Raw genomic sequence first — 26109 nt, 5'->3', positions numbered from 1 at the left:
CGGAGTATATATGATTTTGAGAATGATTTACAACTGTGTTTAATGCTATAGCTTATGAAAATATTAAATTTTCAAAACGAATCGATCTTATTCCTCAAAATGCTCCAAAATCGAATGTAATTGGTCACTATTTTTATAATGCACAATTAACTTGCCCTTGTTTTCATCCTTTGCCTTTATTGTGACTCTCAGACCCAGATGTTTAGCTAATGTCTTTTCGATCCGAGCCAAATTTACATCTTTTTCGACAGGAATAGGGATATCAGAAAGATTTAAAAGGCGTCTAATGTAGAGCTCGGTTTCTCGCACGGATAATTTTTTTAAGTTAATCTGTTTTGCTACTTGTAGCTGGCGTTCTTCATCGAGGGACAATAGTGCTCGTGCATGGCCCATTTCGATCTCGCCTTTCTCCACCATCAACTTTATTTCAGAAGGAAGGGTTAATAACCTCAATAAATTACTGATTGTTGCTCGCGACTTGCCCACTATCGTCGCTATCTCTTGATGTGTTAATGAAAACTCTTGGCTTAATCTTTGTAAGGCAATCGCTTCCTCTATTGCATTCAAATCTTCTCTTTGGATATTCTCGATCAAGGCCATTGCTATGGCAGCTTCATCAGGGATGTCTCTTACTATGACCGGGATTTCTTTTAATCCGGCAATTTTTGCCGCACGCCACCGCCTTTCGCCAGCAATAATTTCATAGCGTTTTGCTGCAATTTTACGCACTACAATGGGCTGAATAATCCCTTGAGATTGGATTGACTCAGCTAATTCTTGCAAAGATTTTTCATCAATATCTCTTCGAGGCTGATATTTTCCAGGCTGAATAGCGTCAAGATCCAAGTTTTTTAGTTCAGGGTGCTTATCAGCTTCGCTACTTGGGGTGTCAACAACTTTTACCTCTGTCGACATACGGCTAAGTAATTCATTTAATCCAAGATCACTAAGACCTCGTCCTAATCCTCTCTTCTTAACTGTCATACTCAACCTCTTGTCTTTGATTAATAGCCGACGTTTTAGTTTGTTTGCGAACAATCTCTCCTGCCAAAGCAAGGTAGGCAGCCGCTCCTTGAGACTTATTGTCATACAATAAAACGGGCAGGCCATGGCTGGGCGCTTCGGCCAGACGAATATTTCGTGGGATGACTGTTTGATATACTTTTTCGCCAAAGTGGCTGACTAGTTGATCTGATACTTCAATCGCCAATCGATTTCTTCCATCGAACATTGTCCTTAGCAACCCTTCCAATTCCAGGGTTGGGTTAGCTGAATAACGCAGTTGTTCAATGGTGCTTAGTAATCCCGCAAGACCTTCCATTGCATAATATTCACATTGCATAGGAATCAATACAGAATCACAAGCGACTAGGGCGTTGACGGTCAGCATATTTAGCGAAGGAGGGCAGTCTATTATGATATAGTCATACTCGTTTTTTGCTGAACTAAGGCTTTCTTTTAACAGAAATTCACGTCTTTGTTGCTTAAGCAAGCGGACCTCAGCCACAGTCAAACTATTATCAGAAGGTAGCACCTCGTATCCCGCCGGCGCCATTACCTTGACCCCAGCTACATCCGCTTCACCTATTAAAATATCATTCATAGTAGGGGATGTTTCGAGTGGACGCACTCCACTGCCAACGGAAGCATTGCCTTGAGGATCTAGATCAACCAGTAAAACTTTCCGCTTGGTCGCAGCAAGCGATGCTGCAAGATTGACACAGGTGGTGGTCTTTCCAACCCCCCCTTTTTGATTAGCAACAGCTATAACATTACCCATCAAGAGATCCTTTAATACAGACTAAATGTCGCTGTTCGTTGAGCCCAGGAACTAGTAATTTGTGAACTTTAACATGGTTGTTTATATTTTGCAGCTCTGCACTCGGATAAATACCCTTCATAATAAGTAATTCGCCGCCTGCACAAAGTAGGTGTCTTGTTTGTAACAAAATATTCTCAATAGAGGAGAATGCTCTTACTAAAATAGTATCGAAATATTGCTTGGGGTGATAATCCTCTACTCTGGATTGTATAACCTCTACATTTTTCATCTGTAATTCTGCAACCGCCTGGGTCATAAAACGCGTTTTTTTGCCATTGCTGTCAAGCAACGTAAAATCCTGGGCGGGTAGGGCTAAGGCACAAGGTATTCCAGGCAAACCTGCGCCTGAACCAACATCTAGAACTTTTTTGCCCCGAATATAAGGTGTAATGCTGAGACTATCCAAAAGATGACGCTGAATAATTGCTTCAGGCTGGACAATAGCGGTTAAGTTATAGACCTTATTCCATTTGATTAGCAGGGAAATAAAAAACAGTAATCTTTCTTGATCAATGTCTGATAATTTTATGCCCAATTCATTTAGTCCAGCATCAAGCACTGTTAATAATGAATTCTTTTCATTCATAAACTTAGTACCAGGGGATTAAAAGGTCGTTTTTTTAAGATGAATAAGCAATAACGAAAGGGCTGCCGGAGTTACACCCGGGATGCGAGAAGCTTGACCAATGGATGTAGGTTTAACCTCCTTGAGTTTTTGTCTGACTTCGCTCGACAATCCTTGTACCTTGTCATAGTCAATTCGAGTGGGCAACGTGGTTTCTTCATTGCGCCGCTGGCGCTCTATTTCTGCCAATTGTCGTTGAATATAACCTTCATATTTTGCCTGAATTTGTATTTGTTCTGAGACCTTGCTATCTGCTACCGGCTCTCCAAGTCCTTTAATATTCATTAAAGTAGCATATTGCGCTTCTGGCCGTTTAAGTAAGTCCATGATTCTATATTCCCGTTCTAAGGATTTCCCAAGCGCTTTACCCACTTCTAGACCTGCCTCGGAATGGGGTAGAACCCAGGTAGAATGCAATCGTTCGCGTTCTTTTGCTATCGCTTCACTTTTTTGGTTGAACAGGTCGTAGCGGTGATCATCAACTAATCCTAAGTGACGCCCAATTTCGGTTAAACGTAAATCAGCATTATCCTCTCGAAGAATCAACCGATGTTCAGCGCGACTCGTAAACATACGATAGGGCTCTTGCGTGCCGGCAGTAATTAGATCGTCGATTAGAACCCCTATATAAGCCTCATCTCGTCTCGGCGACCATAATTCTAAATCGAGAGATTTTCGCGCCGCATTTAAGCCAGCAATAAGTCCTTGCGCTCCTGCTTCCTCGTAACCTGTCGTCCCATTAATTTGCCCAGCAAAAAATAATCCTGGGATGGCTTTAGTTTCAAGATAGGGGGTTAGGTCTCTCGGATCAAAGAAATCGTACTCAATTGCATAGCCAGGGCGAGTAATATGAGCTTGTTCAAGACCTGTAATGGTGCGTAAGAATTTTTCTTGGATATCAAAAGGTAAACTCGTAGAAATGCCATTGGGATACACTTCATGCGTCGTAAGTCCTTCAGGCTCTAGGAAAATTTGATGGGATTGCTTGTCAGCAAATCGCACCACTTTATCTTCTATGGAAGGACAATACCGCGGCCCTATACCCTCAATAATTCCTGTATACATGGGCGATCGATCAAAACTTTGTAAAATTATTTCATGGGTCTGAAGATTAGTATGAGTGATATAACAATTAACCTGCTCAGGATAACACTCACTTGCTATGAAAGAAAAATGGGGAATAGGGGAATCGCCAGGCTGTTTCTGGATCTTTGAATAATCAATAGTTCTGCCATCTATGCGAGGGGGTGTCCCCGTTTTTAAACGATTAACACGCAAGGACAAATCCCGTAAGCGCAGGGCTAAAGTCATAGCAGGAGGATCACCTGCGCGACCTCCTTGATAGTTTTCTAATCCTATGTGGATTTTTCCACCTAAAAAGGTACCCGCTGTAACAATGACTTGTCTTGCGTAAAACTTTATTCCAATTTGAGTCTGAACACCTATGACTTGATCATTTTCAAGTAAAATATCATCGACAGCTTGTTGAAATATTCTCAAATTAGGCTGATTTTCAAGTTTATAGCGTATGGCTTGTTTATACAGAAGCCGATCGCCCTGCGCTCGGGTTGCTTGTACTGCCGGACCTTTACTTGAATTTAACGTTCTAAAATGAATTCCTGCTTTATCAATCGCACTGGCCATTGCCCCTCCCAGGGCATCAATTTCTTTCACGAGGTGACCTTTACCAATACCACCAATAGCAGGATTGCACGACATCTGGCCTAAGGTTTCTATATTATGAGTCAGCAAAAGTGTTTGAACGCCCATGCGCGCGGCGGCTAATGCAGCTTCCGTTCCGGCGTGACCTCCTCCTACTACAATGACGTCATAACAATTTGAAGAATTCTTGCTCATATGAATGTCCAGCTACTTACCTATACAAAAAGAAGAAAAGATCTCACCTAGCAGATCATCATTACGAAATTCACCGGTGATTTCTGATAAAGCATTTTGCGCCTCTCTAAGTTCTTGTGCAACTAACTCGCCCGCTTTGTACTCCACCAATTGTTCAAGCGCTTTTAAACAGTGGGATTGCGCCTTGAGTAATGCCTCCAAGTGTCTTCTTCTCGCAATAAAAAGGTTGTTTCCACCCCCATACCCCATGCACTCTTTTAAATGCTTTTTGAGTAAATCAATACCGGCATCTGTTTTTGCAGAAACATTGATGACAGTAAATCCTGAATTATCGGGAATAGCCATTAAGGGCGCTTCACCCGTCAAATCAATTTTATTTCGGATGAGGGTTAGGCGCTGCTCCAAACCTTTGAATTGCTGTAGAAGTTCATGAGTCGCACATTGCGAAGGTGCAGTTGATACCGCATCAACCACTAATAAAATTCTGTCAGCTTGAGGAATTTCGTGCCACGCTCTTTTCATCCCTTCCAACTCGATTATATCGGCGGTTTCACTTTCTTCTCTAAGCCCCGCTGTATCTATGACGTGCAGGGGTAGACCATCAATGAGAATTGTTTCTCGAATGACATCACGGGTTGTCCCAGGAATATCACTGACAATAGCAGAGTCATGACCACTTAAATTATTTAATAGACTTGATTTGCCGGCATTTGGATAGCCTGCTATGACGACCTTCATCCCCTCGTTCAAAGCACGTCCTTGTTTGGCTTGTATTAAGATGGTTTCAAGTTGCGCCATTAACCCCTTTAATTGGGTTAGAATTTTTCCATCAGATAAAAAATCAATTTCCTCTTCTGGAAAATCAATCGCTGCTTCCACATAAACCCGTAAGGTCACGAACTCATTTACTAAGCGACGAATTTGTTCTGAAAATTTGCCTTGCAAAGAATTGATTGCACTTCTTGCCGCCTCAGCCGACGAAGCTTCTATCAAGTCTGCAATCGCTTCTGCTTGTGTCAAATCGATTTTATCATTCAAAAAAGCTCTTTCTGAAAACTCTCCCGGCCTTGCCATTCTCACACCGAGTTTCAAGATTCTTTGTAATAAAATATCGATAACAACACTTCCTCCATGGGCATGAAGCTCAAGGACATCTTCACCCGTGAAAGAATAAGGAGACTTAAAATAAAGCGCCAGACCCTGATCAATGACAGAACCATCGTGATCTAAAAAATCGCAAAAAGTGGCATAACGCGGACTCGGTAATCTACCTAAAATTAATTGTGCAACTTCTGAAGCTGCCTGACCTGAAATTCGGATGATTCCGATGCCACCGCGACCCGGCGGAGTAGCCTGGGCCGCAATGGTATCTTGAAAGAGAGGATTCATTTATCGACTACTGCTTACTCGAGTCTTTGTCTTTGTTTTCGGCAACGATTTTTTGCCTTCATTTTCGACCTTTCGCATGATGTACCACTGCTGCAAAATAGATAAACAGTTATTTACAATCCAGTAGAGCACTAGCCCTGCAGGGAAGGTGGCAAATAAAACCGTAAATACGACCGGAAACAGCATCATCATTTTTGCTTGAACAGGATCTGGCGGAGGCGGATTCAGTTTTTGTTGCATCATCCAGCTCAACCCCATCAATATGGGAAGAACGTAGAAGGGATCTTTTACCGATAAATCATGTATCCAAAAAATAAAGGGCGCTTGTCTTAGTTGGACACTTTCTATTAACACATAGTAGAGTGCTATAAACACTGGGATCTGTATGACCATGGGCAAGCAACCGCCCAAAGGATTTACTTTTTCTTTTTTGTAAAGCTCCATGGTCGCTTGGCTTAATTTTTGTCGATCGTCGCCAAATTTATCTTTCAAGGCTAATAAACGAGGTTGTAAATTGCGCATCCTCGCCATGGACCGATAACTCGTTTCTGAAAGTTTGTAGAAAAGTAACTTAATCATGACCGTTACTAAAATGATGGCGACGCCCCAATTCTTAACAAATTGATGTATCCACTCCATTACTTTGAAGATGGCAACAGAAAAAATAGAGAGCCATCCGTAGTCAATGACGCGATCCAAGTTAGGTGCTACTTGTTTCAACACATCGGCAATTTCTGGACCAGAGTACAAAGTTGTGGCAACGTTTTTTACACTGTGCGGCGGCACTGTAAGTTCAGGTGTTTTAAAACCAATGGTATAGATTTTATCAGCGGGTTTATCGGTAGGGCCTATAGAAGACACACTACTAAAATATTGGAGCGGCTCAGCAAGGTTGGGAACTAAGGCGCTCACAAAATAGCGTTGCTGCATTGCAAGCCAGCCATTTTTAACAACCCTATTTAAGTTTTCCTTATCCATCTTGCTGTAACTGATTTTTTCATACACATCTGCAGGACTGGAAATAGCAGCTCCGCGATAAGTATGTAAACCAAAGATGTTGTTTTCATCGGAGAGGCCACGTCGCTTAATTTGTGCAAAAAGATTGCCCTGCCACGCTTCATTTGCATTATTTTGAAGAGCATGGTTAAGGTTGATATCGTACTTACCTCTTTTGAAGACATAGGTCTTCTTGACTGTGATGTTATTTCCCTTCCAAGTAAGGTCTACCGCTAAATCGTCTTTATTTGGGTCTAACTGATAAACACTTTGGGGTGATTCAAACATCGTCTTTGACGTTTCGAGTCCATTCTTGCTATCGAAGCCACTCTCGGTAACATAGTAATTTGCCGTGTCATCCGTTAACAAACTGACTGGAATTTGCGGAGTTTCATACGCTACGGGGTACTTTAGTAATTTAAGAGAAACAATATTTCCCCCAACTTTATCGATTTTTATATCAAGCGCATCTGTTTTCACTTGAATAAAACGGTCTTGAGGATTTTTTTCTCCCGTTGTCACACTTCCTGGAGCTGCAGGAGTTAAAACAGGCTGAATAGCCGAAGGGGCAACTTGTGCTGCGACTTGGGGTTTTGGAGCGTAATCTTTCTGCCATGCGGTCCAAAGTAGGAAACCCGTAATGGCTAAAGCAAAATAAAGGTAAATTTTTCGATCATACATATTTAATTACTTCGGTTGTGGCGTGGTACAAAAATTATGCGAACTAATGACCGGGTCATATCCGCCCGGATGAAAAGGATGACACTTTAACAAACGTCGTACGATTAAATAACTACCTTTGATAAGGCCACAGTTAGTTAAAGCCTCGATAGCGTATTGCGAACAACTTGGGTAAAAGCGGCATCGTGGCCCAAGCATGGGGCTTAGGGTATAGCGATAAATTTTTAAACCGAAAATTATACTTTTTTGTAAAAACTTATTAGTTTTGTCCACAAAAAGTCCAAACATAATTGTATCTCGTGATTACTTAGCTCTAACAGCGTGGAATAAATCAAGAACACCATATCTAGATTGGCCGTTAAATCATCTCGTCTCAGTCGAAAGCTTTCTCTGACGATGCGCTTGATTCTATTACGATCTACTGCTCGTGGCACTTGCTTCTTGGCGACGCTAATTCCAATCCGGGAATGAGCTAGTTCATTCTGACATACTAAGACACTGATACCATGATGGCGGAATTTTCGCCCATTACGGTATACTTTTTGAAAGCTCTCAGCGGCTGCAAGTCTAGAATCCTTCTCTAACTTTTTCGGTTTAAGCACTTAATACTTTGCGACCTTTACGTCTTCTGTTCTTTAATATCTTGCGACCATTGGCAGTAGCCATTCTAGCCAAAAAACCATGGACACGTTTACGCCTTAAATTGCTGGGTTGAAAGGTTCTTTTCATGGGGATTCTCTTCAGTTCGAAATCAAACAGCCAAGGATAACAGGAGCTAATAATTTTTCAACTAGAAATTCACTAAAAAAATAAAAACCCCAACGCATTATTAATAATAATAGTAATTAAATTAATTACTTAGTTGTGGTTATTAAGGAGGCCTATTAATGTGGGTAACCTGGAAAAACATAGTAAAATTAATACATTAACAGAATATCTGAGCCTATGAGAGTGTGGATAAGCCTGGGGATAGAACTGTTTAACTCTGTATAATTTCAGGGTCTTTAAAAGCAACCTAGTTCTCGCACAGTAAAATAACAGGAAGTTAACCGTTTTCACACAACCCTTATTTTAAGTTTAACTGCTCAAAAGCTATGGCTGTTCATGTGCTTGTGATATATTTTTAATTGTTAAATACAAGGGATGAGGCTATGAAAAAGTACAGTAAAATTTTATTAGCAGTGGAACTGGATACAAAATGTGATGACCTACCCGTTGCAAAAGCTAAAATGTTGGCCGAGGAATTTAACGCCGAGATCTACCTGTTACATGCTATAGAACATTTGAGTAGCTACGGAGCCGCTTATGGGGTGGCTGCTGGCGCAGATATCGAAGAAATGTTGCTGGAAAATGCTAAGGAATTAATGATTAAGATAGGTAAAAAGCTAGAAGTACCCGAAGCCAAGCAGCATATTAAAGTCGGCCCTGCTAAAGCGCTTATTCTGGAAGAAGCCGAGCATCTAGGTATTAATCTGATTATAGTGGGTAGTCATGGACGTCATGGGATGCAACTATTATTAGGCTCTACCGCAAATGCAGTATTACATGGTGCGAAATGTGATGTGTTGGCCGTACGAATCAAAGATTAATAGCGTATTCTTATAGGATTATACTTTTTTTAACATTGCAAAGTAGAACCCATCCATGCCTAGCTGCATACCGGGGAGTACCTGTCTACCCACTGACACTGGTACTCCCCATGCGGCCTCTATTTTTTCTTCGTTACAGTCGAGAGTTTCCTCAATAAAGCGGCTCGCGACGTTTTCGTTTTCTTCTGGGAAAATCGAACAGGTGACATAAAGTAACACCCCCCCTCGTTTCAATAAGGGCCAGAGGCTGTTTAAGGCAGCGTACTGCGTTTTACTTAATGCTGTGATATCGGAAGGTTCTCTAAGAATTTTAATGTCAGGGTGACGGTTAATGACCCCCGTAGACGAACAAGGAACATCCAGAAGAATTCGATCAAAATAATTCTTCTGCCACTCATCTAATGCCAAAACATCTTGGCAAATAATAGTGGCTGTTAAATGCAAACGCTCCAGGTTCTCTCTGACCTTTTCAAGCCTTTGGGAATCGTCATCTAGAGCAATTAATTCTTTGAGTTGAGGTTGAAGTTCAAGCAGGTGACAAGTTTTCCCACCAGGCGCCGCGCAAGCGTCTAGAATTCGCTCATTGGCTTGCGGTGCTAATAATTCAGCCGCTAATTGCGCGGAACCATCTTGCACTGAGATCAGCCCTTCATAGAAGCCGGGCAATTCTCTTACATCTACAGCTTGATTAACAAAAATACTGGAGTTGGTGTGAGGAAGGCCTCTTCCGTCAATCTGCTTTTCCTGCAACAAATTCAGATAATTTTCCCGAGAGATTTTTAGTTTATTGACTCGGAGACAAAGGGGCGGATGCTCATTATTCGTTTTTAAAATGGTTTGCCATGTTGGCCAGTCTTTTTTAATTTGAGTGATAAACCATTCTGGATGAGCGTAAAAAGCTTCTTCATTCTTTGCTAGCTTGCTCATAATCGTGCCTTGCTGTTTCAGAACATTACGCAGTACCGCATTAACTAAGCTGGCCGCCCATTCTTTATTAAGTTTTTTAGTAGCATTTACTGTTTCCGAGAGCGCGGCATGATCTGGGATGCGGGTATATAAAATTTGGTATACACCGACTAACAAAAGCGCATAAATATCCCGGTCTTTGCTTTTTAAAGGTTTTTTTATAAATTGATTGATGATGAAGTTCAGTTGAAAATACCAACGGATTACGCCATAACAAAGTTCCTGCACTAAGGACTTCTCTTTCTGCGATAATTTAGCTATTTCAGAGCGTAGTTGAGATAACGATCTTTTCTCATAAAGCACTTTTACAATTAATTTAGCTGCAATTAATCGAGGCATAATTAGTTCTGAAGCAAGGATATATCAGCAATATGCAAGAATAATTGCCGTAAGTTAGCTAAGAGTAGCAGGCGGTTATTGCGTAATTTTTCGTCATCGACCATCACCATTACCTCATCAAAAAAATGGTCTATGGGGCCTCTTAAATCTGCAAGGAGACCCAAGGCGGCTTGATAATCATAGTGACGGCAAAATTCTTCAACTTTTTTAGCCACTTGTTCAATAACGGTCGCTAAGTTTTTTTCAGCGGTTAATTCAAACAGGGCAAAATTATAATGAGTATGGGGAGGAAAAATTGTCTGTTTTAAAATATTACTCACTCTTTTATTGGCAGCGGATAAGGCTTGTGCGCTTGGCAGTTGTTGGAAGTATTGAATAGCTCTAATACGGGCATCAAAATCGAGGGGTGAGGTGGGAAAACGGGCATTGACTGAAGCAAAAATATCCGCACTAATACCCTTTTCAAAATACCATGATCGCAGACGCTCTAACATAAAGATCAACGTTTCTTCTACGACGTTCGCATTTTCTAAGCTGTGGTATCCTTTCGCGGCTTCCTGTAATAAATCACGCAAGTCGAGTGCTAATTCATTTTCAATTAGTATTCTAAGTACCCCCAGCGCCGCGCGGCGCAAGGCAAAGGGGTCTTTCTCGCCGGTCGGGGCTTGTTTAATGCCAAAAACTCCCACTAAGGTATCGAGTTTATCTGCTAAGGCGACGGCGCTGCTGAGCGGTAAAGTCGGGACGCTATCTCCGGAAAATTTAGGATGATAGTGCTCCTTAATTGCCGTAGCGACTTCTTCCGATTCTTTGTTTTCCAAAGCATAGTAAAAGCCCATTATACCTTGCAATTCAGGGAATTCTCCTACCATCTCGGTAGTAAGATCTGCCTTGCAAAGCAACCCAGCACGTAGCGCCTTTTGCTTATCGGCGTTAATTTTTTCCGCAATAAAACCAGAAAGTTTGGAAATTCGAATGGCCTTTTCGTACAACGTTCCAAGTTTGTTTTGGAACACGATCGTATTTAACTTCGTTAAATTGGCTTCGATGCCTTGTTTGAGATCAGAATGGTAGAAAAATTCGGCATCAGATAGTCGAGCCTTAATGACTCTTTCATTACCCGTTACTACTTCTTCAGGTTCTTTACTTTCAATATTTGCAGTGGCGATAAAATAGGGCAATAACAATCCTTGGTCATTGACGAGAGGAAAGCATTTTTGATGCAGTTTCATAGCTGATATTAAGGCTTCTTGGGGTACTTTAAGAAAGCGCGAATCAAATCGGCCTAGAAACGGGACTGGCCATTCTACGAGACCGGTCACCTCATCTAGTAGGCTTTCATCTATAATGACACGGCCTTTTTCCTTTGCTATTGCAATGATTTTTTCTCTAATATCCTCTTTACGCTGTTCAAAGTTAGCGATGACGAAACCTTTTTCTTTTAAAGTGGCTTCAAATTGAGCTGGATCATTAACAGTAATGGGTTCGGGATGATGAAAACGATGACCATAGGTTTTATTATCGGTGTCTAAATCGAATAATCGACAAGGTATCACCTGCGATCCATACATCATTAATAGCCAATGCACTGGACGCACAAACGCAGTGGAATGGTTACCCCATAACATGGGTTTGGAAATAGGAAGCTCCTGTAACGCTTTTTTTACCAAATAAGGAGCCAATTCAAAAATTGTTTCGCCAGGTTGTAATTGATTATAGAAAAGACAATCTCCTTTGGGAGTATTTTTTATTTCTATTTTGTCCAAAGTGACCTGACAGGATTTTGCAAAACCGATTGCAGCAGGAGTAGGATTGCCTTGTGGATCATAGGCTATCGAAACCGCCGGGCCCACACGTTCAAGGCATCGATCCTCTTGATTTGGTTTGAGATTTCGCACCCATACAGCCAAACGTCTGGGCGTTGCAAAAAATTGTATTTGTTCGTAAGGCAGAAATGCGTCAGTTAATTCCTGACTGATTTTATCGGCGAGACAAGAGGCGAGTAAGTATAAAGATTTAGGAGGTAATTCCTCTGTGCCTATTTCAACTAAAAAATCATCATATGTTTGATCCATATTTTCCTCTTACGCTACATCTCCTCCGCTTAAATGGACAAGACATTATAATTCTTAGACGACCGCGGCTTTATCCATCATTAGTTTAGAGTTTTTTTTTAAGAGCAGTGGAAAGTTCAATTTTTCTCGGGTTTCATAATAGGCTTTCGCTACGGCGAATGCCAATTTTCTTACTCTAAGAATAAATCGTTGTCTTTCTGTAACTGATATGGCTCGTCTTGCGTCCAATAAATTAAAAGTATGGGAAGCTTTAAGAACAAACTCGTAGGCAGGAAGGGGCAGATTAGCCGCGATTAATTTTTGCGATTCTTGCTCGTAAATATCAAATTGGCTGAATAAGTAATCAACATTTGCATACTCAAAATTATAGGTCGACATTTCTACTTCATTCTGGTGAAACACATCACCGTAGGTTACCGTGCCTTCTGAATTTTTGGTCCACACCAAATCATAAAAACTGTCAGCCTTCTGTATGTAGAGAGCAATTCGCTCTAAGCCATAAGTGACTTCACCGGTGACAGGTCGACATTCAAGCCCGCCTATTTGTTGAAAGTAGGTAAATTGACTAATCTCCATACCATTTTGCCATACTTCCCAACCCAGCCCCCAGGCTCCTAAGGTGGGTGATTCCCAATTGTCTTCTACGAAGCGGATATCATTGATAAGGGGGTCGATTCCTAAGTAACGTAAGGAACCTAGATAGAGGTCCTGGATGTTGTCTGGAGAGGGTTTGAGCACCACTTGGAATTGGTAATAATGTTGCGTTCGATTGGGACTATCTCCATAGCGACCATCTGTAGGTCTACGAGAGGGCTGTACATAAGCTGCTTTCCAGGGTTCGGGGCCAATAGCCCTTAAGAAGGTGGCGGTATGAAAGGTGCCCGCCCCAATTTCCATATCATAAGGCTGCAAGATAATACAGCCTTGTTTTGCCCAGTAATGTTGTAAAGCTAAAATCATGCCTTGGAAGGTTTTAACATCTATATTATCTGCATCATGTATCAATGGGCGTACCTCTGAACCGGGGTTACCTTCTCTCGCTGAACGAGAGAAGGCGTTGTTAGATTATTTACGTACTTGGGTAATGGCCTGCTTTAAGCTCTCAATAGTTACCGCCCCGGGAACATATTCCACATGGCTACCACTTCTATTTGAAACGATAAAAGCGGGTGTTCCTAAAAGTCCCAAAGCTTGTGCTAATTTGAAGTTATCATTGATTTGATCCTCGACGATCTTACTCTTCATATCGGTTTCAAGCTGCTGGGTATTTAGTCCAGCATTTTTAGCTACTTCCATTACTTTCTGATCGGTTAAAGGTGGCGCTGCTTCTAACAAGGATTTATGAAACGCTAAAAATTTATCTGGGCCTTGTTTCATTGAAGCAATGGAGGCTTGAGCTGCATATTTTGAGGAGCCGCCGAAAATGGGCAGTTCTTTGATAACTACTCGGATTTTCCCGTCGCCTTTTATCAGACCGCCAACCACCGTTGACATCTCGCGACAATGAGTGCATTGATAATCTAAAAACTCGATGACCGTAACATCGCCGTTATGATTGCCAACGGTAGGGCTGTGAGCTGAATTAAACAGAGATTTAGCATTTTTTGAGACAGCCAGTTGCGTTTTTGTTTTCGCTTTTGCTAATTCCTGGTCTTGATATGCCTGAGAGGCTTCAACTAAAACTTGAGGATTTTGAACTAGATAGTCATGGACTACTTTTTGAATTTGTTTTACTTGAGTATCAGAAAGGTCATTTATCGGGGGAGTGACATTGGCAGTATTCTTCGCTGCCGCAGGGGGCGTCGCTGTGGGCTCAGTTCCTTTAGCTGCTTGTGATGAAATCAAAGCAAAAGAAAACAAACCCGCCATTAACAAATGGTTTATCTTCACTGGATTATCCTTCTTGCTGGTTATTACAAATTAACAGTAGCATGGACTACTTACAAGTCAAGACACTTATTGGGCACTTAGGGTGCTTAGATGGAGCGCTGCGGTATCCGGGTTTTTGCTTTAGCGGGCAAGTATCAGATGCTGCTGCGCTGCATTAGTGCACTAGTTATGAAGGGATTCTTTGATTTTATTCATCGCATTTTTCTCAAGCTGACGGATGCGTTCTGCTGAGACGTTGTACTTACTGGCCAGTTCATGAAGAGTGGCTTTTTTATCCACTAGCCAGCGTTGTTGGAGAATATCTTTGCTTCTTTCATCTAGGTTCGCCATAACAAGGTGAAGTTTTTGTTCCCGACTTTCAGACCAATCTTCCGCCTCGAGTGTTCTTGCTGGGTCATAGCGATGATCTTCTAAATAATGTGCTGGAGACTGCCTTTCGCTGTCGTCGTCCTGAATCAGGGGATCAAAAGTTTCGTCTTGTAAATGGAGCCTAGCTTCCATCTTACGCACATCTTTTTCGCTCACCTTTAAATCATTCGCAAGATCCTGAACTTCTTTTTGGGAAAACCAGGTTAAATTTTTGGAGGCTTTTCGTAAATTAAAAAAAAGTTTACGTTGAGCTTTAGTCGTGGCGACTTTGACAATTTTCCAGTTTTTAAGGATAAACTCATGGATCTCTGCCTTTATCCAATGGACAGCAAAAGACACTAAACGTACTCCCACCTCAGGATTGAAACGTTTAACCGCCTTCATTAATCCAATATTGCCTTCTTGAATAAGATCAGACTGGGGGAGGCCATAACCGCCGTAACCTTTGGCTACGCGGATAACAAAGCGTAGATGCGATAAGATGAGTTGACGAGCTGCCTCTAAATCGCCGTTATAATAGAGGTTATGAGTTAGCTCTTTTTCTTCTTCGACACTCAATAGTGGAATTTGATTTACCCAATGAATATAGGCTTCTAGACTGCCTATTGGGGCAGCAAACTGTAATTTTTGTAAATTTTTTCCCATAGCTCACCTTGGAATTTAACAGAAAATAATGTTAGCACTCTTTGCGGGAGAGTGCTAACAAAAATAATTATGAGATTTTAGCATGTTTATAAAAGGCCAGCCAAGCCCCCACCCACCCGAGGCTGGTACTTATAAGGAGCGTTAAGAAGAAAACTTTAGAGAGACTAAAGAGGGTGGAGTAACTCAAATTATAAGAACGTAACAATTCAAAAAGCGGCGTTTTTAGGGCTATAAGAAGGACAATCAGTAATATCAGACTAATGATGCCTGCTCCCAATCCCAACAAAAAACCGAGGTATAAAAAGGGACGTCTTATATAAGGGGTCGATGCGCCAATAAGCTCCAAAATATCCATTTCTTGTCGATTTTTTTGGGTAGCTCCTTGAATGGCATGGCTAATGATAAAAAGCACCCCAATACTGAAGACGATGGAAAGCACCAAGCTGAGTCTGTTGCCTAACTGTATTAGGGCAGACAGACGGTTTAACCAATCAAAATCTAAATTAATGCTAGCTACCAATGGCATAGTACGAAGTTTTTGACTTAAGTCTTGGATTTTTGAGGGAGTAGTTGGATTAAGTTTTAACATCACGACAGGGGGCAGAGGGTTTTGATCTACATTGGTTAATAGACCACTAAAGTCTTTTTGCTGCGCCAATTCCTGCAAGGCTTGTGCTGCAGATATATAAGTGACTGCCTTAATTTCGGGATCTTGTTTAAGTTGATTTAGCCATTCTGAAATAGTGTTTTCTTGAGCACTGGTTTTAAGATAAATAGTCACCTGGCTGCTTGAGTTGATATAATCCGTAGCCTGTTGCAGGGATTTCAACGTAAGGAGCAAGGTGGATGTTAGGAACAGCGTGATAGCAATAATCGTGCAAGTAACTAACGTGCTTAGAGGGCTGCTTATGCTTTGGTTAAGTGCATCCGTGAAAGCCTTGTAATGGTTGGTAAGTAAGCGTTTGTCCCCACGACTGGGGGTCGACTTCTTTACCTGGGGCTTTTTTTTGACAGGCTTCGTAACAGGTTTACGCATCGATAACTCCTTGAGATAAGTTACCTTTTTTCAGTCCTAATATTGGATATTTCATTTGAGCGATCAATCCAAGATCATGGGTTGCAATAAGCACAGTCGTCCCGACTTGATTAAATTGCTCAAAAAGCTTCATGATTTCCGTCGAGAGATGCGGATCTAAATTTCCCGTGGGCTCATCTGCCAATAGGATAGCAGGCCGGTTTACGACCGCCCGAGCAATTCCCACCCGTTGTTGTTCTCCCGCTGAAAGGCTGGTGGGGGAGCATTTTTCCTTCGTGAGTAGGCCCACTTTATCTAATGCAGCCCGAACCCGATGACTGATCTCTTGATTGCCCATTCCTGAAACATACAGTGGTAGGGCTACATTTTCGAAGACGGTGCGATGGGGCAATAACAAGGGATTTTGAAAAATCATTCCGATACTTTGTCGCAGGCCGGCGATGGCCTGTTTGGTAATTTTAGCGAGGTTTTGTCCGCTAATAATGACGTTGCCTTGGGAGGCATCTTCCATTTTCATAATGATGCGAAGGAGCGTGCTTTTTCCGGCCCCTGAATGGCCAGTTAGAAAGACCATGTCGCCTTTTTCAAGATGAAAAGTAACGTCAGCTAATGCTTGATGGCCCCCTGCATAACGTTTGCTTACGCGTTCAAACTTAATCATCAATTACTCCTGAGCTGAGCTTAATTTATGAAAAAAGTGCATCCACAAACTCTTTGGGATCAAATGGAATAAGATCTTCGACTTGTTCACCCACCCCAATAAAATGAATAGGGAGCTGGGTTTTTTGTGCAATGGCAAAGACTATTCCCCCCTTTGCAGTTCCATCTAGCTTGGTAATGATAATGCCCGTGACGCCCATTGCCTTATTAAATTGCTCGGCTTGCCGCAAAGCATTCTGGCCAGTGGTAGCATCAAGAACGAGTAAAATCTCATGAGGAGCTGTGGTTTCAATTTTGCCTAAGACCCGTTTAATCTTAATGAGCTCTTCCATTAGATGATTTTGAGTGTGTAACCTACCTGCTGTATCTGCTATTAGTAAATCAAAATCTCTTGCTTTGGCGGCTTGTAACGCATCATAAATTACCGAGGCGCTGTCTGCACCGCTATGTTGAGCAATAACAGGGATGTTATTACGTTGACCCCAGACTTGGAGCTGCTCAATGGCGGCTGCACGAAAGGTATCACCGGCGGCTAACATTATTTTGGTATTCTGTTTTTGGAAAAGATGCGCAAGCTTGCCGATACTGGTTGTTTTCCCTGAGCCATTTACCCCAATAACAAGTATTACTGCGGGTTTAACAGTCACTTCTAAAAACTTTTTTTGATTTTTAGGCGTAAGGATTTCTAGCAGATCTTGTTTTAATGCGCCATAAAGTGCTTCCGCATCTGCGAGTTCTTTACGAGAAATCTTTCTGGTCAAATCTGTGATGATGGCTTGAGTAACGTCAACACCGATATCAGCTAATATTAGTTGCGTCTCAATTTCTTCTAGTAAGACTTGATCAATTACTTTTTTCCCCAGAACGATGGTTCCAAGGCCTCTAGAAAAGGAATCGCGGGTTTTTTTTAAGCCTTTTGAGACAGAAGCGAGAAAACCGTCTTCTTTTGTCTCCTTATTTTTGTTTGATTTAAGAAAACTTAACATGTAAAAACCCTTTTCTACTTTGGAAACCGCATTAAATCAGCTATTCTATGCATCTTTGTCGGTTAATTGGGGTACGGAAATAATATGCGTCTTTATATATTACTATGTAGTCTGTTTTTTATCATTAGTTCCAATCTGGCGCTAGCAAATTCAGCGGTAAACGAGTACCAGCTCCCTAATGGGTTAAAAGTATTAATCAAAGAGGACCACCGGGTGCCCGCAGTTGTCACCCAGGTATGGTACCGGGTAGGTTCTAGCTATGAACCCAATGGCATAACAGGTATTTCGCATGCGCTTGAACATATGATGTTTAAAGGCACCACAAAGTATGGTCCTGGAATGTTCTCCAAAACGGTCGCAGAAAATGGGGGCGAGGAAAATGCCTTTACCTCTTATGATTACACTGCTTACTATCAACTGTTTGAAGTCAATAAGTTGCCGATTAGTTTAGAGTTGGAATCAGATCGGATGCGTAATCTAAACCTTCGCGATCAGGATTTTCTAAAAGAACTTGAGGTGGTGAAGGAGGAACGGCGATTACGAACCGATGATAACCCTCAAAATCTAACTTTCGAACGTTTCTTAGCCGTCTCTAATGTGGCAAGCCCTTATCATCACCCGGTTATTGGCTGGATGTGGGATTTGAATGAAATGAAGGTCACCGATGTACAAAAATGGTATCAAACGTGGTATGCGCCAAATAATGCAGTGCTCGTTATTGTGGGCGATGTCAAACCGGATGAGACTTTTAAGCTAGTCCAAAAATATTTTGGTCCTTTGAAAGCAGGCGTTTTGCCCCCGGTAAAACAACCAGGGGAATTAAAAAATATTGGACTGCGTCGTATGACGGTGGCTACCCCCGCTAAATTGCCCTTGATAGTAATGGGATTCAATACCCCTGCTTTAAAAACCGCCCCCACCCGAAAAGAAGCTTATGCATTAGATGTATTACAGGCCGTTTTAGGCGGTGGAGATAGCGCACGATTTCCTACTAAAATTGTGAGAGGCAAACAACTTGCTACTGACATTCAAGTGGGTTATGACATCTTTAGTCGATTGGATAATATTTTTAGTATTACCGCCATTCCCTCCCAAGGAAAGAATAATCAATTGCTGGAAAATGCGATTTTAGAAGAAATTAAACTTCTGCAAACTTCATTGATTAGTCCCCAAGAATTGGAGCGCGTTAAAGCACAGGTAATTGCTAACAAAACCTATGAAAAAGATTCCATTATGAATCAAGCAAATGAAATAGGCTCACTAGAAGCCGTGAATCTCACGTGGCGTGAATCTGAGAACTATGTGAAAGAGGTCAGCACAATTTCAGCAGCAGATGTTCAGGCGGTTGCCAAAAAATATTTAATCTTAGATAGATTAACTATCGCCACCCTCAAACCATTGCCACTTAATAAAAATACCCAGGATCAACCCATTGTTAATACGGGGGGGCAGTCGAATGTCCGCTAAACGACACTTTTTTGTTATTGCATTAATTCTTACCTTTTTAAGTACTATGGCTGCTACCGGGGCTGAGAAACCTTCGATTCTGCCTATAAAAAAATGGTCAACAAGTACTGGGACACCCGTTTTCTATGTGTACGAAGCCGAACTTCCGATGGTTGATATCCAAGTCATCTTTGATGCAGGATCGTCACGAGACTTAATGCAACCCGGTTTGGCTAAAATCACCAACGAAGCGCTTTCATCGGGTACTACAACCATGAGTGCTAATGACATTGCAGCTGCTTTTGATAACGTTGGGGCGCAATTTTCTGCTGCGGTCAATCGTGATATGGCGATTGTCGCCTTACGAACTTTATCAGATCCGAAATATTTTCAACCCGCTTATAACACCTTTACTGAAGTCCTGACTAAGGCTCATTTTCCTGACAATGAATTCAAACGAATTCAAAAACAAACCTTAAATCTCCTGGAAGAGCAGGAAGAACAACCTAGTTCTATTGCATCGAAAGCTTTTTATAGTGCCGTTTTTGATAATAATCCTTATGGGCATCCCATAACCGGCACTAAGCAAAGTATTGAGAGGTTAGGAGTCAGTGATCTTGCAAAGTTTTATAAGCAATTTTATTCGGCGCGAAATAGCTTCATTGCCATCGTGGGAAATATAAAAGAAGAACAAGCGAAAGTAATTGCCGAGAATTTATCCACTCACCTGCCCTTGGGTGAAGCGCTGATAGGGTTAGACTATAAAACCAAGCCAGACGCAGAACGTAATCGCCATATCGCATTTCCTTCAAGTCAGACGCATGTGTTGATAGGTCAGACGGGTATCAGCCGCAAAGACCCCTCCTATTTTCCTATGGTAGTAGGAAACTATATATTAGGTGGAGGCACTTTAACCTCTCGTTTATTCGATGAAGTACGAGAAAAGCGGGGTTTAGCTTATTCAGTACGCAGTCAATTTTCAGCGCTAAGAGATCGGGGCCCTTTTATCATTGAATTGCAAACTCGTAATAGTGAAGCGAATAATGCGATTAAAATAGTAAATGATACCTTGACCAAATTTGTGCAGGTAGGTCCTACGGCTCAAGAATTGAATTCAGCGAAAAAGAATCTCACTCAAGGCTTTATTCTGAGATTAGCCAGTAATTCAGCGATAATTAGTCAGCTGGTCAATATCGGTTATTATCAGTTACCCCTAGACTATCTTGATAGTTATCAAAATAACATCTCGAAGGTTACGGATCAGCAGATCAAGACGGTTTTTCAATCGCTTATTCATCCAACTAATCTTATTACTGTAACAGTCGGTAATAATGCAGCGGAAAAAAATGCCCAGACAAAACCTTCCTAAATTTTCAGAGATACGAATTATTGGAGGGACTTGCAGGGGGCGAAAGATTAAGTTTCCTGAGTTAGAGGGGTTAAGACCCACTCCGAATCGCATTAGGGAGACATTATTTAATTGGCTCGCCCCCTCAATACAAGGCGCAAATTGTCTGGATCTTTTTGCAGGTAGTGGTGCGTTGGGGTTTGAGGCCCTGTCTCGGGGTGCTCAACATGCCTTGATGTTGGACGCTTCTGCTGATATTTGTCATGCATTAATGGAAAATAAGAATAAGCTGGGCTTAGCGTCGGCTGAAATTGTTCAAGCTAACTTTCCTTACCCCCCTTCCATCTTGGCTACCCGTCCTTACGACATTGTCTTTTTAGATCCACCCTTTCATTGTGGGTATGTTCAACAGGCTCTAGAATGGTTAAAAGTCAATTGCCTGCCACCGGGGGCGCTGATCTACATCGAGTCAGAAAGCAGGGATGATGTAATTCCCCTGCCTTTAGATTGGCAGATTCTGAAAGACAAGCGAGCGGGCAACGTTCGTTACACGCTGATCACAAATTAAACGTCGATATTATCCGCTTCAAGGGCATTTGCTTCAATAAAGAGTCGTCGTGGCTCAACTTGATCGCCCATGAGAGTGTTAAAGATCTGATCGGTGGAAACCACGTCTTCAATTCTGACCTTCAACATGCGGCGTACTTTCGGATCCATTGTTGTTTCCCATAACTGAGAAGGATTCATTTCGCCTAAACCTTTATAACGTTGGATTGCAAACCCTTTCTTCGCCTCATCCAACATCCATTGTATTGCCTCTTGCATATTAGCAATGGGATGTTTTTGTTCATTACGTTGAATGTAGGCGTCAGGCTTGATGATACCCTTTAGCTTGCTTACGAAATTTGCGATCGTTATATAATCGCTAGTAAGAAAGAATTCTTTTCTAAATACATAATTTGTTGCAACGCCGTGTTCTTTGACAATAATGATGGGTTGATACGTATGGGTTTCAGGATTCTCATGTACGCTCGACATGATTGTGCTGCCACCGGCTTGTAAGCGAGATAAAGCTATGGTTTCTATGGCTGCTAGCCATTGCTCTACTTTCTCTTTTTGAGCTAAGTCGTCCCCTTCTCCCCATATCGGGTCGACTTGGAGTAGGCTTTCTAAAACAATAGCGGGAAAACGATTCGATAACCGTTTAATGATTTTCTTAATTTCACGATATTGTTTGGCCAGGGTTGCCAATTCAACTCCCTCGATAATAGTGCTATTCGAGGCAGAGGTGTGAATCTTCGTATTGTTCAATGCCAGTTCAAGTAAGTATTCTTCTAAAGCGTCATCATCTTTAATATATTGTTCTTGTTTGCCTTTTTTAACCTTGTACAGCGGAGGTTGAGCAATATAGATGTGACCTCTCTCAATTAACTCAGGCATTTGGCGATAGAAAAAGGTTAATAGGAGCGTGCGGATATGCGATCCATCCACGTCAGCATCGGTCATAATGACGATGAAATGATAACGTAGCTTGTCTGGATTATATTCATCTTTACCTATTCCGCAGCCCAGGGCAGTAATGAGGGTTGCTAATTCCACAGAAGACAGCATCTTATCAAAGCGTGCTTTCTCTACATTCAAAATTTTGCCCTTCAGAGGGAGGATTGCCTGATTTTTACGATCTCGGGCCTGTTTGGCAGAACCGCCTGCTGAATCGCCCTCAACAATAAATATTTCTGAAAAACGAGGGTCTTTTTCTTGGCAGTCGGCTAACTTTCCGGGCAGACCAGCGATATCCAGAACGCTTTTACGCCGGGTCATCTCTCTCGCTTTTCGTGCCGCTTCGCGCGCACGTGCGGCATCAATAATTTTCATTACAATGGCTTTGGCTTGTTGCGGATTTTCTAAAAGATATTCCTGCAACTTATCGGCTGTAATAGATTCAACCACGGGTTTTACTTCTGATGAAACCAATTTATCTTTCGTTTGCGAAGAAAATTTTGGATCAGGTACCTTGACCGACACAATCGCCGTTAATCCTTCGCGCGCGTCATCACCTGAGGTGCTAATTTTGAATTTTTTGCCAAGCCCTTCTTTTTCAATATAATTATTAAGGGTTCTTGTTAAAGCGCCACGGAAACCTGCTAAATGCGCCCCCCCATCGCGTTGAGGAATGTTGTTAGTAAAGCAAAAAATACTTTCTTGAAAGCTATCATTCCACTGGAGAGCAACTTCAACACCTACTCCGTCTTTATTGTCAGCGGTAAAGTAAAAAACTTTATCATTTATTGGCGTTTTATTTTTATTGAGATATTGCACAAAGGCGCGAATACCGCCTTCATATTGGAAGATATCCTCTCTGCCACTACGTTGATCTATAAGGTGAATGCATACCCCTGAATTTAGAAAAGAAAGCTCTCTTAAGCGTTTGGCTAAGATATCATAGTGGTATTCGATAACATTCTTGAAAATTTCAGTGCTGGGTCTAAACCTTATCTCCGTTCCTGTTTCTGAAGTTTGATCATATGCTTCTAAGGGCGCTTGAGGCTCTCCCAAATGATACGTCTGCTTATAAACACGACCTTTTTGGCGAATAATGAGTTGTAATTCTTCTGAGAGCGCGTTTACAACAGACACGCCTACGCCATGTAAGCCACCGGATACTTTGTAGGCATTATTGTCAAATTTGCCGCCGGCATGGAGTATGGTCATGATCACTTCGGCTGCAGAACGACCCTCCTCTTGATGCATATCCGTAGGAATGCCTCTGCCGTTGTCTTTGACCGTTACGGAGTTGTCTGAATTAAGGGTGATCGTAATTTGAGTGCAGTGCCCTGCTAACGCTTCATCTATAGAGTTGTCTACTACCTCGAACACCATATGATGCAAGCCGGTTCCGTCGTCAGTGTCTCCAATATACATCCCTGGACGTTTTCGTACCGCCTCTAATCCTTTATAAATTTTTATGCTTGATGAATCATAAATAGTGGTGTTGATAGACGCCATAGTTGCTCCAGTGCTGCTCAAATTTTATAAATGGCTACAGGCAGAGACGACTCACGTAGTTGCCTGCAAGCTTGAAAGATTAGTGCTGATTTAAACGTCTATTATACCATGAAATCGGGGGTGAAGCGTAGCAAAATCAAGGATTTAAAATGGTGTCGCAATGTTACACGTGGAACCCCGCCCGCCTTTTTTCATCGAATATTGCCATGTTCCACGTGGAACATCTTCGCCTCAGGGGAGGGAGCTAAATCCGCAAAGCTGTCAATTTCGATTCCGGTAATAAAAATCTGCGCTTCCATGGAATTAATTATGTCGGTGACTAATTTGCGCTTACTTTTATCTAGCTCAGAGGGCAGGTCATCAATTAAATAAACACATTGCTTATTCCTTTGGGAATGAAGCAAGAGCCCTTGAGCAAGTTTGAGGGCATAAGCCACCAGCTTTTGCTGACCGTGCGATAAAAGGTCGGCCGCATTCACAGTATCTAACTTGATCTGGAGGTCTGCTCGGTGGGGGCCTTGATGGGTATACCCTGCTTGCTTGTCGCGCAAAAATGAATGGCAAAGAGCATCCTGGAGGGAGCGTTGTGAGCTCCACCCGGGAAAATAATGAAGGTGGAGATTTACGTCGGGCAACAGAGCGGAAAGCAAGGGATATAAGACGGGTTCCAGATCGGCAAGATACGCCCTGCGTCTCATATCAAGCCAATCCGCAGAGATAATTAACTCTTCATCCCATGCGGATAGATCGGAATATGAAGTTGATATCTTTAAGCTTGCATTGCGTTGTCTTAAGATTCGGGTTGATCGTTGCCAATAAGTAAAAAAAGAAGGTTCCACGTGGAACACGCCCCAGTCGAGAAACTGACGGCGAGTGAGAGGACCAGAATTCAGTAAAAGGTGGCTGTCAGCATTGATGAACTGTAAGGGGAGGATAGAGGCGATCTCAACCAAGGAGCTAGCGGCTTGCCCCCCAATCCGAATGGCTGAAGCTGAATTATCCTTGCTTCTCTCCACCCCTACTGGCAAGGTAGCTCCGCAAGGCTGTGTCAATTGAGTAAAAATAGAGAAACCTTCGGCACCATGGTGAATGAGCCGTGCAATATTGCGGGTTCGGAATGAGCGCCCTATGCCTAAGTAGTGAAGCACTTCTAGTAGGCTGGTTTTGCCGCTACCATTTTCGCCATAAAAAAGATTAATACGAGGACCAAGCTCAATAGCTACCTGTTGTAGATTACGGAAATTAGTAATTTCAAGGCGATTTATTTTCATACATAAGCGCTAGAGCCGCATTGGCATTACTACAAAAACGCTGTTCCCATCACCTTTGTCGCCTTCAACGAGAATGCTACTGTTAGAGTCAGAAAAAGTAAGCATTACCGTCTCATCGTCAATGGTGTCGAAAATGTCTGTAAGATATTTGACGTTAAAACCGATGTCCAAATCAGCTTGTTGATAATCGATATTAATTTCTTCTTCAGCTTCTTCACGATCAGGATTGTTAGCAATGATGCGAAGTAACCCATTACGAAGCTGTAATTGTATGCCGCGAAGTTTTTCGTTAGAAAGGATTGAGGCCCGCGTTAATGATTGTTTTAACAATTCCCTCGGAACCGCAATAACTTTATCGCCGCCTTTGGGAAGCACGCGTTCGTAATCAGGAAAACGCCCATCAATTAATTTCGAGGTGAAAGTGAAATGAGGGCCTGCGATACGGAGGTGATTAGCCATGATAGAAACCTGCACTTCTTCTTTTGAGTCATCAATTAATCGAAGGAGCTCGGTAACTCCTTTACGGGGGATAATCACTTGGGAGAAAGCGTTGCTGATAATAGTGGCTTCGACAATATTTAAGGCCAGGCGATGACCATCAGTAGCAACCCCACGGATAATGCCTTCTTTGACTTCCAATAGCATGCCGTTGAGATAATAGCGAACATCCTGCTGGGCCATAGCAAAGTAGGTGCGTTGAATGAGAAAGCGTAGATTCTTTTGTTCAATATTAAAATCTAGCACACTGTTTGTTTGATCAAGGCAGGGGTAGTCTTGAGCGGGCAAGGTAGTTAACGAAAACCGACTTCTCCCCGACTGGAGCAGTAATTTGTCCTTTTCAGTTACTAGGTCAATGAGAGAATGGTCCGGAAGTGAGCGACAAATATCGACCAGTTTGCGCGCGGGCACGGTTATTTCGCCAGGTGCAGAAGGTTGATTAAGCGGTAAATTAATTTTTAATTCTACTTCAAGATCGGTAGCAATGATGGATAGCCCTTCCTGCACATTTAGCAAAACATTCGATAAAATAGGTAATGTTTGGCGTTTTTCGACAATCCCAGTGACAAGTTGCAACGGCTTTAATAGCTCTTCACGCAGTATTGATAATTTCAT

Annotated in this window: 24 protein-coding genes; 4 read left to right on the top strand and 20 right to left on the bottom strand. The window is 42.1% G+C overall.

All coding sequences use genetic code 11. The annotated features are described in order from the left end of the window. Window positions 1–87: 87 nt before the first annotated feature. From H0U71_00860 to rpmH, 9 genes are read right to left on the bottom strand one after another with little or no spacing between them, the layout of a single operon-like run. Entirely contained in the window at window positions 88–984 is an 897-nt protein-coding gene (locus tag H0U71_00860) for a ParB/RepB/Spo0J family partition protein (GenBank protein MBA2653603.1), read from the bottom strand. Then, window positions 974–1780: a ParA family protein gene (locus H0U71_00855; GenBank protein ID MBA2653602.1), complete on the bottom strand. Its 807-nt coding sequence runs from the start codon at window positions 1778–1780 to the stop codon at window positions 974–976. Before H0U71_00855 ends, H0U71_00860 begins: the two co-directional genes overlap by 11 nt. Beyond that, the gene (rsmG, locus tag H0U71_00850) at window positions 1773–2408 is read right to left on the bottom strand and encodes a 16S rRNA (guanine(527)-N(7))-methyltransferase RsmG (protein ID MBA2653601.1); all 636 of its coding nucleotides are present in this window, start codon (window positions 2406–2408) and stop codon (window positions 1773–1775) included. Before rsmG ends, H0U71_00855 begins: the two co-directional genes overlap by 8 nt. 18 nt (window positions 2409–2426) lie before the next feature. After that, complete coding sequence (mnmG, locus tag H0U71_00845) at window positions 2427–4304, bottom strand: tRNA uridine-5-carboxymethylaminomethyl(34) synthesis enzyme MnmG (protein MBA2653600.1); 1878 nt, start codon at window positions 4302–4304, stop codon at window positions 2427–2429. A gap of 12 nt (window positions 4305–4316) precedes the next feature. Beyond that, the gene (gene mnmE, locus H0U71_00840; GenBank protein MBA2653599.1) at window positions 4317–5693 is read right to left on the bottom strand and encodes a tRNA uridine-5-carboxymethylaminomethyl(34) synthesis GTPase MnmE; all 1377 of its coding nucleotides are present in this window, start codon (window positions 5691–5693) and stop codon (window positions 4317–4319) included. Continuing rightward, a complete protein-coding gene (gene yidC, locus H0U71_00835) occupies window positions 5694–7370 on the bottom strand; it encodes a membrane protein insertase YidC (protein ID MBA2653598.1) in 1677 nt (558 codons plus the stop codon). It lies immediately after the preceding gene. A 6-nt stretch (window positions 7371–7376) separates the two neighbouring features. Beyond that, window positions 7377–7658, bottom strand: coding sequence for a membrane protein insertion efficiency factor YidD (gene yidD / locus H0U71_00830; GenBank protein MBA2653597.1), 282 nt, complete (start codon window positions 7656–7658; stop codon window positions 7377–7379). Then, window positions 7607–7972 (bottom strand): ribonuclease P protein component, encoded by a 366-nt coding sequence (gene rnpA / locus H0U71_00825; protein MBA2653596.1) that lies wholly within the window; start codon window positions 7970–7972, stop codon window positions 7607–7609. Before rnpA ends, yidD begins: the two co-directional genes overlap by 52 nt. Further along, window positions 7965–8105, bottom strand: coding sequence for a 50S ribosomal protein L34 (gene rpmH, locus H0U71_00820; GenBank protein ID MBA2653595.1), 141 nt, complete (start codon window positions 8103–8105; stop codon window positions 7965–7967). Before rpmH ends, rnpA begins: the two co-directional genes overlap by 8 nt. A gap of 416 nt (window positions 8106–8521) precedes the next feature. On the opposite strand from rpmH, the gene H0U71_00815 reads away from it, so the two are divergent. Next, window positions 8522–8959: a universal stress protein gene (locus H0U71_00815; GenBank protein MBA2653594.1), complete on the top strand. Its 438-nt coding sequence runs from the start codon at window positions 8522–8524 to the stop codon at window positions 8957–8959. 18 nt (window positions 8960–8977) lie between these two features. Here H0U71_00815 and rsmB read toward each other — a convergent pair whose 3' ends face one another. The 8 genes from rsmB to ftsY all read right to left on the bottom strand — a co-directional run bounded on the left by rsmB (window position 8978) and on the right by ftsY (window position 17925). Next, window positions 8978–10264: a 16S rRNA (cytosine(967)-C(5))-methyltransferase RsmB gene (rsmB, locus tag H0U71_00810; GenBank protein MBA2653593.1), complete on the bottom strand. Its 1287-nt coding sequence runs from the start codon at window positions 10262–10264 to the stop codon at window positions 8978–8980. Between the two features lie 2 nt (window positions 10265–10266). Next, window positions 10267–12339: a glycine--tRNA ligase subunit beta gene (locus H0U71_00805; GenBank protein ID MBA2653592.1), complete on the bottom strand. Its 2073-nt coding sequence runs from the start codon at window positions 12337–12339 to the stop codon at window positions 10267–10269. A 54-nt stretch (window positions 12340–12393) separates the two neighbouring features. Beyond that, the gene (gene glyQ, locus H0U71_00800; GenBank protein MBA2653591.1) at window positions 12394–13299 is read right to left on the bottom strand and encodes a glycine--tRNA ligase subunit alpha; all 906 of its coding nucleotides are present in this window, start codon (window positions 13297–13299) and stop codon (window positions 12394–12396) included. A gap of 105 nt (window positions 13300–13404) precedes the next feature. Then, window positions 13405–14229, bottom strand: coding sequence for a DsbA family protein (locus tag H0U71_00795; protein MBA2653590.1), 825 nt, complete (start codon window positions 14227–14229; stop codon window positions 13405–13407). Between the two features lie 162 nt (window positions 14230–14391). After that, window positions 14392–15243 (bottom strand): RNA polymerase sigma factor RpoH, encoded by an 852-nt coding sequence (rpoH, locus tag H0U71_00790; GenBank protein MBA2653589.1) that lies wholly within the window; start codon window positions 15241–15243, stop codon window positions 14392–14394. Window positions 15244–15310: 67 nt separating this feature from the next. Next, window positions 15311–16279: a hypothetical protein gene (locus tag H0U71_00785; GenBank protein ID MBA2653588.1), complete on the bottom strand. Its 969-nt coding sequence runs from the start codon at window positions 16277–16279 to the stop codon at window positions 15311–15313. After that, on the bottom strand, window positions 16272–16940 hold the full coding sequence (gene ftsE / locus H0U71_00780) for a cell division ATP-binding protein FtsE (GenBank protein ID MBA2653587.1): 669 nt from the start codon (window positions 16938–16940) through the stop codon (window positions 16272–16274). The genes H0U71_00785 and ftsE overlap by 8 nt, the downstream gene beginning before the upstream one ends. Before the next feature lie 25 nt (window positions 16941–16965). Further along, complete coding sequence (gene ftsY, locus H0U71_00775; protein ID MBA2653586.1) at window positions 16966–17925, bottom strand: signal recognition particle-docking protein FtsY; 960 nt, start codon at window positions 17923–17925, stop codon at window positions 16966–16968. An 84-nt stretch (window positions 17926–18009) separates the two neighbouring features. On the opposite strand from ftsY, the gene H0U71_00770 reads away from it, so the two are divergent. The 3 genes from H0U71_00770 to rsmD are packed head-to-tail and all read left to right on the top strand — an operon-like array spanning window position 18010 to window position 21287. Next, window positions 18010–19392 carry an insulinase family protein gene (locus H0U71_00770; protein ID MBA2653585.1) on the top strand — a complete coding sequence of 461 codons (1383 nt, stop codon included), beginning with the start codon at window positions 18010–18012 and terminating at the stop codon, window positions 19390–19392. Beyond that, entirely contained in the window at window positions 19382–20740 is a 1359-nt protein-coding gene (locus H0U71_00765; protein ID MBA2653584.1) for an insulinase family protein, read from the top strand. Before H0U71_00770 ends, H0U71_00765 begins: the two co-directional genes overlap by 11 nt. Continuing rightward, on the top strand, window positions 20718–21287 hold the full coding sequence (rsmD, locus tag H0U71_00760; protein ID MBA2653583.1) for a 16S rRNA (guanine(966)-N(2))-methyltransferase RsmD: 570 nt from the start codon (window positions 20718–20720) through the stop codon (window positions 21285–21287). Before H0U71_00765 ends, rsmD begins: the two co-directional genes overlap by 23 nt. Here rsmD and gyrB read toward each other — a convergent pair. From gyrB to dnaN, 3 genes are all read right to left on the bottom strand, one after another. Then, a complete protein-coding gene (gene gyrB / locus H0U71_00755) occupies window positions 21284–23725 on the bottom strand; it encodes a DNA topoisomerase (ATP-hydrolyzing) subunit B (GenBank protein ID MBA2653582.1) in 2442 nt (813 codons plus the stop codon). The genes rsmD and gyrB overlap by 4 nt on opposite strands. A gap of 191 nt (window positions 23726–23916) precedes the next feature. Beyond that, window positions 23917–24996 (bottom strand): DNA replication/repair protein RecF, encoded by a 1080-nt coding sequence (gene recF / locus H0U71_00750; protein ID MBA2653581.1) that lies wholly within the window; start codon window positions 24994–24996, stop codon window positions 23917–23919. A gap of 9 nt (window positions 24997–25005) precedes the next feature. Next, window positions 25006–26109, bottom strand: coding sequence for a DNA polymerase III subunit beta (gene dnaN, locus H0U71_00745; protein MBA2653580.1), 1104 nt, complete (start codon window positions 26107–26109; stop codon window positions 25006–25008).

Source organism: Gammaproteobacteria bacterium (assembly GCA_013697705.1).
Classification (GTDB): domain Bacteria; phylum Pseudomonadota; class Gammaproteobacteria; order UBA6002; family UBA6002; genus UBA6002.
This window is presented reverse-complemented; position numbering and strand designations above follow the sequence as displayed.